Raw genomic sequence first — 14,428 nt, forward strand, 5'->3', positions numbered from 1 at the left:
CATTCGCCGCTGAAGCTTGGCGCTGGTGAAGTTGCGGTCGCGGTTGTTGACCGCCTTGAACTTGCTGCCATCGATGGCCACAAGCGCTTCAGAGAACAGGCCAAGCTGCTGGCACAGCACCACGAACTGCCTACAGACGCCCCGGATTGCCTTGCCGTTATCCTTGCGGAAGTTGGCGATGGTCTTGAAGTCCGGCATCAAACGCCCGGTCAGCCACATCAACTCAACGTTGCGCTGCGCCTCGCGTTCAAGACGGCGACTGGACTGGATGCGATTGAGGTAACCGTAGATGTAGATCTTCAGGAGGTCGGCAGGATGGTAGGCGGGCCGACCTGTTTCAGTCGGGACGACGCCCTCGAAACCCAGCTGGCCAAGGTCGAGTTCATCGACGAAAACATCGCCACCCGCACCGGGTTGGTATCGCTGACGCAGTCGTCGAGGCCGTCAGGAAGTAAGGTACTTTGACCGCGATGTTCACCCTGGATAAACCGTTTCATAGGCGACCCTTGCGATGAAATTCTCAGAAATCATAGCAAGGATTTGTCCGAGCGTTTTTACACCGCATGGGTCGGCTACGGCCTGTCGCGGCAGGCAGCAGCCTGCCAAAAGAGGCCGGCCAGGAAGGCCTGCTTTTCGGCGTGAAGCGGACACTCGCCAGCCTCTACGAAAGCACGGGGAACTCACACCGCAGAACAACCTAAAGTGACTCCAGCAAAACTCATCCTTGAGCACCGCCAGCGCCAGCTCTGGCAGGCCGAGTCACCTAGCCATCACATGCTCATTTCCCCACTGGCGAGTGCGCGCTCAATCCAGCGTCCTAGGTGGATTTTCGCAACAGCTCCTGGCGAATTCTTCCGATGGCCGCCATGGGATTGAGTCCCTTGGGACAGACCCATGAGCAGTTGCCGATGCTGCGGCAACGGAACAGGCTGAATGGGTCTTCCAGCCGCTCGAGCCGTTCCGCCGTGGCCTGGTCGCGGCTGTCGGTGATGAAACGCCAAGCCTGCAGCAGCCCGGCTGGACCGACGTACTTCTCCGGATTCCACCACCAGGACGGACATTGCGAGGAACAGCAGCCGCAGAGGATGCACTCATACAGTCCGTCGAGCCTGGCACGCTCCTCGGGGGACTGGAGGCGCTCGATGGCCGGCGCTGGTTCATGGTTGATCAGCCATGGCTTGATGCTCTGGTATTGCTGAAAGAAGAGACTCTGGTCGACCACCAGGTCGCGGATGACTGGCATGCCGGGCAGCGGTCTGATGATCAGGCTGCTGGCCGTGCCCAGCGCCTCCGAAACCGGCGTAATACAGGCCAGTCTGTTCTTGCCGTTGATGTTCATGCCATCCGAGCCGCAAACCCCCTCCCGGCAGGAGCGTCGGTAAACCAGCGTCGGATCGGCCTCATGCAGGAACTCCAGTGCATCCAGCACCATTCGTGCGCGGAATTCCTCGGGCAACGACAACGACTGCATCCAGGGCTGCCGCTCCTGTTCCGGGTGATAGCGATAGACCTGTACATCAATCATGATTTGTTGCTCCTGCGGTCATTGCGGCGAGAGTGGACAGCGCCTCTACCCGGCAAGCGCGCGGCGACCGCATCCGGTCGACCAGGAAAACTCACTCGCGTGAAGCATAGACGTTGATGAATGGGGCCGAGCCTGCCTGCATGCGGCGCGGGCTTACGAAGGGGGACGGCGTGGTCCGAGCATCATCTGGCCGGCCTCCTCGCTTCACGGAGGTGACGCAAAATTCAAGGTGAGAACATTGCCTTTTCTCAAGGAGGCCGTGATGAAATCCTGTGAAAGTGACCTGCATTCAAAAAACAGTGTTGTGGTGATTACAGGCGAAACAAATCGGTGCTGCTCAGTCGACGTTGCCCCAACGATTTGGGGAAGATCACGATGCTGCTCGAACCGCATCGCGCCGAGTGAGCCGGCGCTATGGTCGAGTCCACTTACCCCGTGACAGACCCAAAAAGCGGCAGGAACATGATCCACAGGATGAGAGCGGCTCCAAATACCACCTGGGTAACGGCTGCCGCCTTGAGGCGGTCCCCGACGTGACACAGCGAGTACGCCCCCTGATAGATCAAGGCGCAACATGAAGCCAACGCGCTTAGAGGCAGCGCGGTGTTCAAAAACGGGTTGTTCACCAGCAAGCCAAGTGAGGACAGCCACAGCGGGACCGGTGCGATAGCTGCAACCAGGTATGCATCCGCATAGGCCACTTCATGGCCCAGAGTGCTGGCAACTTGCTTTATCAGCCATCCCATCAGGAAGACCGAAAGCACCTCGCAGCCAAAAAACAGACTGGCCATAAATACCGATGGTCTGATCTGAAGCACGGGCAGGTAGGCACTCAGGGGCCCGTCCAGCAGCACTATCATGGTCGGCGGCAACAGCGAGAGCGGTACGATCACGGCCCAGAACAGGTTTCGAATCGCCGAGCCATGACATGCCAGCTCAGCCGAGACAGACGTACTGCCAAAAAGCATTCGCAGCAGGACAAGAATGTTCATGTGACTCCTTCAGAGAAGCGAGCGAATCAATGACATGACGAGCTCGGCAGGCTCGTGAAATATATATCACAACACGATACATATCGTGCACAATATCCAGCAAAGGTCAACAAGGAAACTCGATACCTTGGACAAATCCGATTACCAGCGCTTGGCACATTTTCGTCATCGATTGCGGCGCTTCCTGCGCAACAGCGAACTGCTATGTCAGGTAAATGGCGCTACGGCACTGCAGTACCAGCTTCTGCTACAGATTCGCGGGGCTTCGGCGCGCGATTGGGCCACGGTTGGAGAACTCGCAGAACACCTGCAGTCCAAGCAGCACAGCGTGGTGACGTTGATCGACCGCTGCGAAACCATGGGACTGGTTGAGCGAAGACCTGGCCGGGAAGACAGACGCCAGGTCGAGGTGCACCTGTTACCTGCCGGCGAGGAGTTGTTGGCTCGTATCGCCACTTTGCACCAGGAGGAAGTGCAGTTGCTGCGCGAGGAGTTCAACCTTCCGGGTTGGGATATTGCGGATTAAGACCCTCAGTGCCCACTGCAATCGATTGAGGATCTGCGTGCTTCGCTTGCAGCACCTACCAGAGCGTGAGTCAGGACGTTTTTGGGATCAATCAATGATCGACAAGACCAGAACAGGAGTAGCTATGGACAAGAATTCACCCCCTGATTGGGATCCGAGGTCTGAGGCCGTACTCAATGATCAAATGGCAACCTACGACGACATGCGCCACCGTTGTCCGGTCGCACACAGTCGGTATGGCTATACCTCTTTGTTCAGGCACGAGGATGTAATGCGCGTTCTGAAGGATCATGAAACCTTCAGTAGTGCCGTCTCGCGTTTTCCCTCGGTTCCCAATGGCATGGATCCGCCCGAGCATACGGTGTACCGACACCTCATCGAACCTTATTTCAGCCCGGAGCAAATGGACGCCTTTGCGCCGGCGTGCCGTGATGTAGCAGTTCGTCTGGTGCAGGTGTTACCGGACGAAGGCACAACTGAACTGATGGGTGAATTTGCCCAGATCTTTGCGTTGCAGACCCAGTGCGTCTGGCTGGGTTGGCCGGCCGATCTGCATGAACCGCTGCGCCTATGGACGCTGAAGAATCACGCGGCCACCCTGGCCAGAGACGACGCTGCCCTGAGCGCCGTGGCCCTTGAGTTTGACGGCTACATCAAGGATCTGCTGGCCGTGCGCCGTGCAGCCGGCAATGCTGCGCCGGACGACATCACCACCAGCCTGCTACGCAATCAATCCCTGGGCAGGCCTCTGACAGACGACGAAATCGTCAGCATTCTACGTAACTGGACGGTCGGCGAACTCGGAACCATTTCCGCCTCGATCGGTATTCTCGCGCATTACCTGGCCGCCAACTCCTGGCTTCAGCAACAGTTGCGCGAGCAACCCTCGCTATTGCCCGCCGCCATCGATGAAATACTGCGCATTCATGCACCGCTCGTCATGAACCGCCGGGTCACCACGAAACAGGTCACTCTGGGCGGGCGCACGCTAGCCGAGGGTTCGCGTCTCGCCCTCGTCTGGGCGTCGGCCAATCGCGACGAAGCGGTCTTCGGGGATCCCGATGAATTCCGCCTCGATCGCGATCCCGAACTGAACCTGCTATACGGTGCCGGCATTCATGTCTGCCCCGGCGCACCGCTTGCCAGGCTGGAACTGCGGATCGTGATGGAAGAACTCCTTGGACGCACCAGCCGGATTGCACTGGCGCCGGATGAGGAACCGGTGAAGGCGTTTTTCCCGGCCAGCGGGTTTTCTGCTCTACCCCTGCATATTCAGAAACCATCCTCCCAGACCTTGTAAGCCTGACCAGCCCCGAAATCCGATGACATCGGGACTGGTCTTTCATACCGAGTGGCTTAGGCTGCGGTGGTCGACGTGCCGATGAAAGTGCGCAGGAGGAGGTTCTTGATTTGAATCCGCGCCATTCCGGGCTCCAGTCTTGGAGTGTTCAATGGCTTCGCCCAATCAGTTGCAGGAATTCGTGTCGGGTATTGCTCGACTCGCGGAAGGCGCCGAGCATCACCGAGGTGCTCATGACCGAGTTCTGTTTCTCCACCCCGCGCATCATCATGCACATGTGCTTGGCTTCGATCACCACGGCCACCCCCGCGGCGTTGGTGACCTGCTGCACGGCCTCGGCGATCTGCCGGGTCAGGTTCTCCTGGATCTGCAGGCGGCGGGCGTACATATCGACGATCCGCGCGACTTTCGACAGCCCCAGGACCTTGCCGGTGGGGATGTAGGCCACATGCGCCTTGCCGATAAAGGGCAGCAGATGGTGCTCGCACAGCGAGTACAGTTCGACGTCCTTGACGATGACCATTTCGTCATTGTCGGAGACGAACAGCGCGCCGTTGACCACTTCTTCCAGGCTTTTCTGGTAGCCGTGACACAGGTATTGCATGGCCTTGGCCGCGCGCTTGGGGGTGTCCAGCAGACCTTCGCGCTCGGGGTCCTCACCTACGCCGATCAGGATTTCACGAAAAAAGCGCTGCAATTCTTGGCTCATTGCAAATCCTTCGCGGCGCCACTACTTGCGCGAGCGGCCGACTTTAAGATTAGGAGGGTTAGCACTTAGACGGAAACGACAGACCTTGCCCTCGCGCACCATACATTCGAGATGCTCCACATCACCCTCGCCGAGGGCACCGATCAAGGCAAGATCGAGTTCACATACTTCGGGGTGAGACTCGGCCAGATGGTGGAACACGCAGTTATGCGCGACGATCTCTTTCTCGCCAGAGGAGCGGAAAAACACCTCCGCCTCATAGCCGGCGTGATTCATATGCTCGACGATCTGCTCCTCGCCTACCACCTGTTGCGCCATGCCCGCAGCCAACTTTCGGCCAAGACTACGCATTAACCTGACGAGGTTGTCATGGCCAATCACCTCTGCGACTTCACCGATCAAGAGGTCTGCAAGTAGCTGGTATTGCCTAGGGAACAACTCCCGTCCAGTTGCGGAAAGCAGGTACAGTTGCTCGGGACGACGGCCGGTTGGTCGGGTATCACCACGCACGATTAGGCCATCACGCTCCAGGGCACTAAGATGCTGGCGGATAGCCGTGCGGGTTACAGCTAAATGACTGGCTAGATTGTCAATGCTCATACCCGCTGGCTGATACAGCAACGCAGACAGTAGATCTTGCTGTGTACGGCCTATCCCCTGAAACATTCTACGACCTCGCCATACCAAAGAATCCACAACCGGGACGCCTAGGCGCCCCGTATCGTCTGGTTCAGAACTTGTCCGGAAACTGCTTGACCAGGGCTGCCGTCAAAGTGTCCGCAAGAACAAGCATATGTTCACGCATAGCCTGCCAGGTTCTTGCTTCGGCGGCGTAATCCCGATTGCCCAATTGGTCGACCTGAGCGATATGGTGGCCACCGTGAGCGCTGAGCATCGCGACCAAGGTAGTTTCCGGCAAGTTGGGGTTGGCTGTGGCCAGGAATTTGGCAATAGCCTTGGCATTCGTTGTCAGCTCGTCAACCGCGGTGTTCTTGCCTTCGGCTTGCCCTGCGACAGCCGCATCGCTGTAGTGCTTCACCGCCCCCCAGTGTTCAGCTAGCAACTTGAGCAACTGGTCTGCTGCCGGCTGGCCGTATAGGGGCACAAGGCTATTGGCAATGGAAGCAGCATTGGCCACTACCTCAGCGGCAGCAGCGTCGGCTTGCTTACGCTCACCCTGCTGATTTGCGATGGCATAGCTCCTCACCCAGAAGACATGCTCTACCCACAGGTCCCTGAGCGCCAAACGTGTGTTAAGCGCGGCGGACTCGGCACCAGTAACAGCCATGGCATGCCCCGCCCCCAACTGATGACTCCATGCGGGCTGAGAGCACAGCGTAATTAGCAGCATAAGCAGCGTCTTGATATTCATAGCTCGATCCTCAGCGCGTGAATTACCATATAAGAATATAAACGACATAAAAATATGTCAATAAATAAAAAATGAACACTTTCCAACCCCTATAGAGCACAGTAAGAGCATGATTTATATGAACTTACCAAGTTTTTTCTGGTGCGCGGATGGCGTCTGGCTAGTGTTTGCCAGGCAATCTTCGGCCTACTACTAGATGTAGACCTGCTGCACGGTGGCATTCACTCCACCGGATCAGGAGGGCCGTCTCAAGCTACGCCAATAGTAAAAATCCACTTTTATATCAATAAAAATGATTTTAACTAGCATTAATATGACTTTGTCATTAGCTTGATTGGACAGCACACTAGTCATCTCCTGGCTTCGCCATGCAACGCTTAACGGAGATATCCAGCCAGAATTGAGTGCTTACCCACGCAAAGAGAACGCTTGTCGATTCGAAATGCGGAGAGAGACCAAATATACGATTCATTTTGCGTAATGGACCACTTATGGCTAATGCTACCGCCTTGAATACCAATTCAGTCTACAACTATGACGTCGTTCGCCAATTCACATTGATGACCCTAGTCTGGGGCATTGTCGGGATGAGCATGGGCGTATTCATTGCCGCTCAACTGGTCTGGCCAGCGCTGAACTTCGACCTTCCCTGGACTAGCTTTGGTCGTTTGCGGCCAATTCATACCAATATTGTGATCTTCGCCTTTGGCGGCGGCGCACTGTTCGCCACTTCGCTCTATGTAGTACAGCGCACTTGTCGCGTTCGCCTGATCTCCAATCGATTAGCCAGCTTTGTATTCTGGGGTTGGCAGGCTGCCATCATAGCCATTCTGGTCAGTTATCCCTTAGGCTACACGACATCGAAGGAATATGCCGAGATGGAGTGGCCAATTGCCTTATGGGTAACCATTGTCTGGATTGCTTACAGCTACCTATTCTTCGGCACAATTGCCCGGCGTAGCGTCAAGCACATCTATGTCGGAAACTGGTTCTATGGAGCCTTTATCATCGTCACTGCAATGGTGCACGTAGTTAATCACCTGGCGATACCGGTATCACTGATGAAGTCCTATCCGGTTTACTCGGGCACTACTGACGCCATGATTCAATGGTGGTACGGACATAGTGTGGTGGGCTTCATTCTTTCGGTAGGTTTTCTCGGCATGATGTATTACTTTGTACCGAAACAGGCGGAGCGGCCGATCTACTCCTATCGCCTATCCATCGTGCACTTTTGGGCGATTATCGCCTTGTATATCTGGGCCGGCCCGCATCACTTGCACTACACCGCCCTGCCAGACTGGGCGCAGACGCTCGGCATGGTGATGTCGATCATCCTTCTGGCTCCCAGCTGGGGCGGGATGATCAACGGCATGATGACTCTATCTGGCGCTTGGCATAAGTTGCGCGACGATCCAATTCTGCGCTTTCTGGTGGTGTCCTTGGCCTTCTACGGCATGTCCACATTTGAAGGGCCAATGATGGCAATCAAGACCGTAAATTCACTGTCCCATTACACCGACTGGACTATCGGTCATGTGCATGCCGGCGCACTAGGTTGGGTGGCTATGATCAGCATCGGCACCTTGTATCACATGATTCCGAAACTCTATGGGCGCGAACAAATGCACAGTATCAGATTAATTAATGCACATTTCTGGCTGTCCACTATTGGAACTGTTCTATATATCGCGGCAATGTGGGTCAATGGCATCACGCAAGGGCTGATGTGGCGCGCAGTCAATGATGACGGCACGCTCACCTACTCTTTTGTCGAATCGCTGGAAGCGAGCCATTCGGGCTATGTCGTTCGCCTGGTCGGTGGTGCGATTTTCGCCAGCGGTATGTTGCTGATGGCCTACAATACCTGGCGCACCGTCAGGGGCAGTGTAAAAGAAGTCCAGCTGTCAACTGGCCGCGCTATCCTAAGCGAGGTAAACTTATGAGCACATTTGTCCTTATATTGGGAATCTTGGTGTTTTGGTTGGGCATCTACTGGAGCCTGCAGGGATTCACAGAAATTGAATTGGAGCAGGTTTCTCTCCTGCCTTTTGCGGATGATCCGAGCGTAGCAAGACGCATGAGCGAATCTACAGGACGGCACTGCGAGTCTGTGGTTATGCCTGCACTCGAGCCATGCGAAGAATTTGATAGTGACAGATTTGTTGCCTGAGTGGCTCACAGCCTTTTTGTCGTATCTCCTATCCATGGATGGATGCTCCCCGTGTCCGTACCGGACACACTCCGGAGCTCACTGTTTTGTTTGTGAGCTCCTCTTTTAATTTATCGGAAATAGCGGAAAACTTATGAAACTGGCTATTCTATCTGATTTGCACCTGTCCGTTGCAGGGATGGAAGTTCCCAATACAGACTGCGACGTTGTGATTCTAGCCGGTGATTTAGGGCGACCACAGCAGGCTGTCAAATGGGCCAAACAGTTTCCGCAACCGGTAATTTTCATTCCTGGTAACCATGAGTTTTATGGCGCCAGCTTGACAGCCACACTGACGGACTTGAAGCAAGCCGCTCACGATAGCAATGTTCATGTACTCGAGCGAGATGAGGTCTGTATTGACGGAGTGCGCTTTCTCGGCTGTACACTTTGGACCGACTTCCGTTTATTTGCTACTGAGGATGAGAGAATCGCCGCCATTACCGAGGCGCATCGGTCGATCAGAGACTTTAGTCGAATTACGCTATCTGACGACTCTAACACCTGTTTTAGCCCTGCACACTCAAGTGAAATTTTCGATCAATCGGTCGATTGGCTAGCAGGCAAGTTTTCCAAAAAATTTAACGGCAGCACTGTCGTAGTTACCCACCATGCGCCGTCACCGAGCAGTATTAATCCAAAGTACACGGGTTCGCTGTTAAATGCCTGCTTTGTGTCTAACCTCGATGATCGGATCGTTCAATGGTCACCGACGTTGTGGATTCACGGCCACACCCATAACAGCTGTGACTATCAAATAGGCAATACACGAATCCTGAGCAACCCTCGTGGTTATGCGCATGAGGGAATTCCGGAAAACATGGCGTTTGACCCGTTCCTAACCATCCAGGTGTAAGTTTTTGCGTACAGTAGGCGTACTAAAGCATAATCATTTTAGAGGCTAACATGCCAGTCCGACAGGTATTCTTCAAGGAGGTAGGTTAATGGTTACCAAATTGCTTTCCCCGGATACACGCGGCCATACGCCGTTATGGATCGTTTTCTGGATTTATGGCGTGCTCGCCAGCCATGTCTATTTTGGTTCGATTCTCTATTTTTACCGTGCGCTGGGAACGTTGACATTAGGTGCGTTGCTGGCGGGTTTCGTTCTATACACCGCCTGGATCATGCGCTCAGTGTGGGTGAACGCGTTCAATGTCGGCAACGAGACGTACGGTCACCTTGCGCGCTACCTCACCGTCGCCTGGGCTCTCAATGCCGTGCTCGTATCCGGCTTCCTGTTTCTCGGGCACGTAGGAATGGCCTCGGTGCCCATCTAATCCGGCAGTAGGCCAGGCCGCAGGCATGATGGCTTCATCCATCCACCCCGGCAGTTACTCCAAGCCGTAGTGGTCAGCCTATCCCGGATAGTGGGTTAAGTTTTTTTTCAGCCACCGCAGACGGAAGCCCATCATTGTATTGATGTGGCCTCACTCAGTTGTAGCGGTGCATCAGGTACCCGTTTCGCTCGAATGGTCGATCTCTGCCGTTCGTGCCTGGCAGATCGTGGCCAGATGGGCATTTTCGGCAGTGCCCCACCACTAAATAGTGGAAAGGATGGCCCTGTCCGCTCTACGCCCTGCCCTGCAGCTCTCCCTTGCTTCACGCCGTAGCTGGAACTGTTGCCATCCCTATCTAAATCGCCCTCGAAACGGTCTTTGACCCTTTCTCTGCCAATGCCGAACCTCCGTCACGCGGCACACCTGCGTGCCGTGCATTTTGCAGGAGAGGTTGGGTTCACGGATGCAAGCGACAACAGTTCTGTACGGCCAGGTGCTGGCGATTTTGGCCATCACCCTGTCAGGTATTTGGAGCGCTACCCAATGGACGGCTGCGGCGTTTGATTACCAGGCTCGCTTGGGTGCTCCGTGGTTCGAACTGCTCGGCATCCCCATCTATCACCCTTGGCGGCTATTCGAGTGGTGGTTCGTCTTCGATGCCTATGCGCCGGAGGTTTTCAACGTCGGCGGCAGCATCGCTGCCTGCAGCAGCCTCCTGGCGTTGGTGGTGGCAATCGGCATGGCCATCTGGCGCGCCCGCCAGGCACGGCGAGTCACCACCTACGGTTCGGCACGCTGGGCCGATGCGAATGAGGTACGCGAAGCCGGGCTAACTGGAGAGGCAGGCGTTTTCCTCGGTGTCTTTGAAGAGCAGTACCTGCGCCATGAAGGCCCCGAACACGTTCTGGCATTCGCACCGACACGCTCGGGCAAGGGCGTTGGCCTGGTTGTACCCACCCTGCTCGCCTGGCCGGCCTCTGCAGTTATCCACGACATCAAGGGCGAGAACTGGAGCCTGACCGCTGGCTGGCGCTCGCGCTTCTCGCACTGCCTTCTGTTCAACCCCACTGACCCGGCTTCGGCAGCCTACAACCCTCTGCTGGAGGTACGCCGCGGCACCCATGAGGTGCGCGATGTGCAGAACATCGCTGACATCCTGGTCGACCCGGAAGGTGCTCTGGAAAAACGTAACCACTGGGAGAAGACCAGCCATGCGCTGCTGGTCGGTGCCATCCTGCACGTGCTCTACGCCAGTGACGACAAGACCCTGCGCGGGGTCGCCAACTTCCTCTCAGACCCGGCCTGCACCTTCGAGCTGACCCTGCACCGGATGATGACCACGCCCCACCTCGGCGAGAGGCCTCACCCGGTTGTGGCCTCGGCCGCTCGGGAAGTGCTGAACAAGAGCGAGAATGAGCGCTCGGGCGTGCTTTCCACGGCCATGTCCTTCCTTGGCCTCTACCGTGACCCCACAGTGGCCAGCGTGACCGCGCGTTGTGACTGGCGAATCGCCGACCTGATCTCGGCCCAACACCCCGTCTCGCTGTATCTGGTGGTGCCGCCATCCGACATCAGCCGCACCAAGCCACTTATCCGTCTGATCCTGAATCAGGTCGGGCGTCGCCTGACCGAATCCTTGGACGGTGCCGACGGCATTGAACGTAGGCACAAGTTGTTGCTGATGCTCGACGAGTTCCCCGCGCTGGGCCGGCTGGATTTCTTCGAATCGGCCCTGGCCTTTATGGCCGGCTACGGGCTGCGCGCCTTCCTGATCTCACAATCGCTCAACCAGATCGACAAGGCCTATGGCCAGAACCACTCGATCCTCGACAACTGCCATGTGCGGGTGACCTTCGCCACCAACGATGAGCGCACCGCCAAGCGCATCTCCGAGACGCTCGGTACCGCCACCGAGTTGCGTGCGCAGCGCAACTATGCCGGCCACCGCCTCGCTCCCTGGCTGGGCCACCTGATGGTGTCGCGCCAGGAGACCGCACGTCCTCTGCTGACGCCGGGCGAGGTGATGCAACTGCCCACCGACGAATCGGTGGTAATGCTCTCCGGCCATGCGCCGATCCGGGCGAAGAAGCTGCGCTACTTCGCCGATGCCAACTTCCAGCGCCGGGTGCTGCCGGCTCCGCAGTTGCAGCCTGGGGAGTACGCCGATGCGCCAGCGGCTCGGGCAGATGACTGGAGTGCCCTGGTCGTGCCGGCAGCCGTTTCCGCCCCGCTTGCTGAAACCCATAACAGCGAATCCCTCGACGACGGCGGCCCACGTCGCCAGCCCGAACTTACTGAAATCGCCGAGCTGCCGGTTCCCGAAGACCCGGCCAGCGACCTGTTTCTCCTCGACGAGGACGACGCGCCCACACCCTTCCCCTCCCAGCTCGAACCGCGACTGCAACGCGCGGCTCGACTGGCCGCCCTCGACCCTGACGACGGAATAGCCCTATGAGCCGAGCCCGCCTGAACCTGTTCATCCAACCGGAGCACGCCAAGCGCCTGAACGAACTGGCAATCAAGAAAGGTGTGTCGAAGTCCTCGATCATTGCCGCAGCGCTCGCCTCCTGGCTATCGCCGGACTCCGGTGACCAGCGTGAGGCGGCCATTGCCAAGCGCCTGGATCGACTGTCTCGCCAGTTCGAACGACTGGAGCGCGATCAGAACATTCTGATCGAGACTATGGCGCTCTATGTGCGCTACTACCTTACGGTGAGCACGCCGGTGCCCGAGGCACACCAGGACGCTGCAAGGGCTCAAGGCAAGCTGCGCTTCGCCCAGTTCATCGAGCAACTGGGCCGCCACCTGCAGCGCGGACGCAGCCTGGTCAGGGACGTACAGGAGGAGATCCAGCCTGACGCCCAGTGGCTGAACATCTCCGAAGCCTCGGGAGAGCAGCCATGACCGGCGCCCCGCGCATAACGCAGGCATCGGCCACTATGGATCGCCGCACCCGCATGCTGCGCACGGCGATGGGTCCGCTGATCGCCGCTGCGCTGGACGACCCCGACGTGGTGGAGATCATGCTCAACCCCGATGGGAAGCTCTGGCTCGACCGACTCTCCAGCGGCCGGGCGTCGCTGGGCGAACTTTCAGCCGACGACGGCGAGCGCATCATCCGCTTGGTCGCCGCGCACATCGGTGCGGAGGTGCACCGTGGCAAGCCGCTGCTGAGCGCCGAACTGCCGGAAACAGACGAGCGCTTCGAAGGATTACTCCCTCCCATCGTATCTGGACCGACCTTCGCACTGCGTAAACGCGCCATGAGCGTGATACGGCTGACCCAATACGTGGCGGACGGAGTTCTCACGTCAGCGCAAGCCGACTACCTGCGCGGTGCAGTACTCAGTCGGCAGAACATCCTCGTGGCCGGCGGGACCAGCACCGGCAAGACCACCCTGGCCAATGCCCTGCTCGCTGAAGTGTCCGGTACGGGTGACCGAGTCCTGGTGCTGGAGGACACAGTCGAGTTGCAGTGCTGCGCCCACGACCATGTTGCATTGCGAACCCGCTGCGGTGTGGTGTCCATGGCCGACCTGGTGCGCACCACCCTGCGCCTGCGTCCCGACCGTGTGGTAGTCGGCGAGGTGCGCGGCGGCGAAGCGCTGGACCTGGTCAAAGTCTGGGGTACAGGCCACCCAGGCGGTATTGCCACCGTCCACGCCGGCTCCGCCCATGGAGCCCTGCTGCGCCTGGAGCAACTGATTCTCGAGGTCGCCATGACCGCCCCCCGCGCATTGATCGCCGAGGCAGTCAACCTGGTGGTTTTTCTCGCAGGACGCGGCAGTGCCCGCCATGTCCAGCAAATCGCCCGAGTCGTCGGCCACGACGAACACGGCTACCGGCTAGAGACCACCGATCCCGCTCAAGCCCCGCCCACTGCCTCTGGAGAACAGCAATGACCGCAGCCTCTGCCCGGCCCATCCACCGACGCCTATCTGCTCGTACGCTGACAGTGGGCGCGCTTCTACTGGGCATTGCCTTGCCGGCTTTCGCAGCCGGTTCCGGGATGCCCTGGGAGGGACCGCTGCAGTCAATTCTCGACTCGGTGCAAGGCCCAGTAGCGAGGATCATGGCGGTGATCATCATCATTGTCACCGGCTTGACCCTGGCCTTCGGCGATACCAGTGGCGGCTTCCGCAAGCTGATCCAGATCGTCTTCGGCCTGTCCATTGCCTTCGCCGCGTCTTCATTCTTCCTGAGCTTCTTCAGCTTTGCCGGCGGAGCGGTGATCGCATGACTATCGATAGCGATTTCATCGCGGGCTTCGAAGTGCCACTGCACCGCTCTCTGGCCGAACCGATCCTGCTCGGCGGAGCGCCGCGCAACGTGGCCATCCTCAACGGCACCTTGGCCGCCGTAGTCGGGCTGGGCCTGCAACTGTGGATACCGGGCTTGGTGTTCTGGCTGGTCGGACACTCGCTGGCCGTCTGGGGTGCAAGGCTGGACCCGCAGTTCCTGCAGGTCTTCGCCCGGCACATCAAACATCGCACCTTGCTTGACGTATGAGGG

Annotated in this window: 15 protein-coding genes and 1 pseudogene; 10 read left to right on the forward strand and 6 right to left on the reverse strand. The window is 57.8% G+C overall.

What is annotated here, in order from left to right; genetic code table 11:
• From R3355_RS04315 to R3355_RS04325, 3 genes and pseudogenes are all read right to left on the reverse strand, one after another.
• Positions 1–497 (reverse strand): annotated as a pseudogene (locus tag R3355_RS04315) (transposase); the annotation flags it as partial.
• Positions 498–817: 320 nt separating this feature from the next.
• Positions 818–1,525, reverse strand: a complete 708-nt coding sequence (locus tag R3355_RS04320; protein WP_318960207.1) for a succinate dehydrogenase iron-sulfur subunit — start codon at positions 1,523–1,525, stop codon at positions 818–820.
• A 428-nt stretch (positions 1,526–1,953) separates the two neighbouring features.
• Positions 1,954–2,517, reverse strand: coding sequence for a YIP1 family protein (locus R3355_RS04325; RefSeq protein WP_318960208.1), 564 nt, complete (start codon positions 2,515–2,517; stop codon positions 1,954–1,956).
• Between the two features lie 85 nt (positions 2,518–2,602).
• Here R3355_RS04325 and R3355_RS04330 point away from each other — a divergent pair, with 85 nt between their 5' ends.
• Positions 2,603–3,043 carry a MarR family winged helix-turn-helix transcriptional regulator gene (locus R3355_RS04330; RefSeq protein ID WP_318960209.1) on the forward strand — a complete coding sequence of 147 codons (441 nt, stop codon included), beginning with the start codon at positions 2,603–2,605 and terminating at the stop codon, positions 3,041–3,043.
• A 124-nt stretch (positions 3,044–3,167) separates the two neighbouring features.
• A complete protein-coding gene (locus tag R3355_RS04335) occupies positions 3,168–4,343 on the forward strand; it encodes a cytochrome P450 (RefSeq protein WP_318960210.1) in 1,176 nt (391 codons plus the stop codon).
• Positions 4,344–4,491: 148 nt separating this feature from the next.
• Here R3355_RS04335 and folE read toward each other — a convergent pair whose 3' ends face one another.
• The 3 genes from folE to R3355_RS04350 form a co-directional block, all read right to left on the reverse strand.
• Positions 4,492–5,052, reverse strand: coding sequence for a GTP cyclohydrolase I FolE (folE, locus tag R3355_RS04340; RefSeq protein ID WP_318960211.1), 561 nt, complete (start codon positions 5,050–5,052; stop codon positions 4,492–4,494).
• Positions 5,053–5,073: 21 nt separating this feature from the next.
• Entirely contained in the window at positions 5,074–5,718 is a 645-nt protein-coding gene (locus R3355_RS04345; RefSeq protein ID WP_318960212.1) for a helix-turn-helix transcriptional regulator, read from the reverse strand.
• 64 nt (positions 5,719–5,782) lie between these two features.
• Complete coding sequence (locus R3355_RS04350) at positions 5,783–6,424, reverse strand: hypothetical protein (RefSeq protein ID WP_318960213.1); 642 nt, start codon at positions 6,422–6,424, stop codon at positions 5,783–5,785.
• Positions 6,425–6,915: 491 nt separating this feature from the next.
• Here R3355_RS04350 and ccoN point away from each other — a divergent pair, with 491 nt between their 5' ends.
• The 8 genes from ccoN to R3355_RS04390 all read left to right on the forward strand — a co-directional run bounded on the left by ccoN (position 6,916) and on the right by R3355_RS04390 (position 14,425).
• Positions 6,916–8,370 (forward strand): cytochrome-c oxidase, cbb3-type subunit I, encoded by a 1,455-nt coding sequence (ccoN, locus tag R3355_RS04355; protein ID WP_318960214.1) that lies wholly within the window; start codon positions 6,916–6,918, stop codon positions 8,368–8,370.
• 360 nt (positions 8,371–8,730) lie between these two features.
• Positions 8,731–9,492, forward strand: coding sequence for a metallophosphoesterase (locus tag R3355_RS04360; RefSeq protein WP_318960215.1), 762 nt, complete (start codon positions 8,731–8,733; stop codon positions 9,490–9,492).
• An 88-nt stretch (positions 9,493–9,580) separates the two neighbouring features.
• On the forward strand, positions 9,581–9,916 hold the full coding sequence (locus tag R3355_RS04365; RefSeq protein ID WP_318960216.1) for a hypothetical protein: 336 nt from the start codon (positions 9,581–9,583) through the stop codon (positions 9,914–9,916).
• A gap of 463 nt (positions 9,917–10,379) precedes the next feature.
• Positions 10,380–12,371 carry a conjugal transfer protein TraG gene (locus tag R3355_RS04370; RefSeq protein ID WP_318960217.1) on the forward strand — a complete coding sequence of 664 codons (1,992 nt, stop codon included), beginning with the start codon at positions 10,380–10,382 and terminating at the stop codon, positions 12,369–12,371.
• Positions 12,368–12,820, forward strand: a complete 453-nt coding sequence (locus R3355_RS04375; protein ID WP_318960218.1) for a CopG family transcriptional regulator — start codon at positions 12,368–12,370, stop codon at positions 12,818–12,820. The genes R3355_RS04370 and R3355_RS04375 overlap by 4 nt, the downstream gene beginning before the upstream one ends.
• The gene (trbB, locus tag R3355_RS04380) at positions 12,817–13,818 is read left to right on the forward strand and encodes a P-type conjugative transfer ATPase TrbB (protein WP_318960219.1); all 1,002 of its coding nucleotides are present in this window, start codon (positions 12,817–12,819) and stop codon (positions 13,816–13,818) included. The genes R3355_RS04375 and trbB overlap by 4 nt, the downstream gene beginning before the upstream one ends.
• Positions 13,815–14,156, forward strand: a complete 342-nt coding sequence (locus tag R3355_RS04385) for a TrbC/VirB2 family protein (protein ID WP_318960220.1) — start codon at positions 13,815–13,817, stop codon at positions 14,154–14,156. Before trbB ends, R3355_RS04385 begins: the two co-directional genes overlap by 4 nt.
• A complete protein-coding gene (locus tag R3355_RS04390) occupies positions 14,153–14,425 on the forward strand; it encodes a VirB3 family type IV secretion system protein (protein ID WP_318960221.1) in 273 nt (90 codons plus the stop codon). The genes R3355_RS04385 and R3355_RS04390 overlap by 4 nt, the downstream gene beginning before the upstream one ends.
• Positions 14,426–14,428 lie beyond the last annotated feature (3 nt).

The organism is Pseudomonas sp. (assembly GCF_033723075.1).
Classification (GTDB): Bacteria; Pseudomonadota; Gammaproteobacteria; order Pseudomonadales; family Pseudomonadaceae; genus Aquipseudomonas.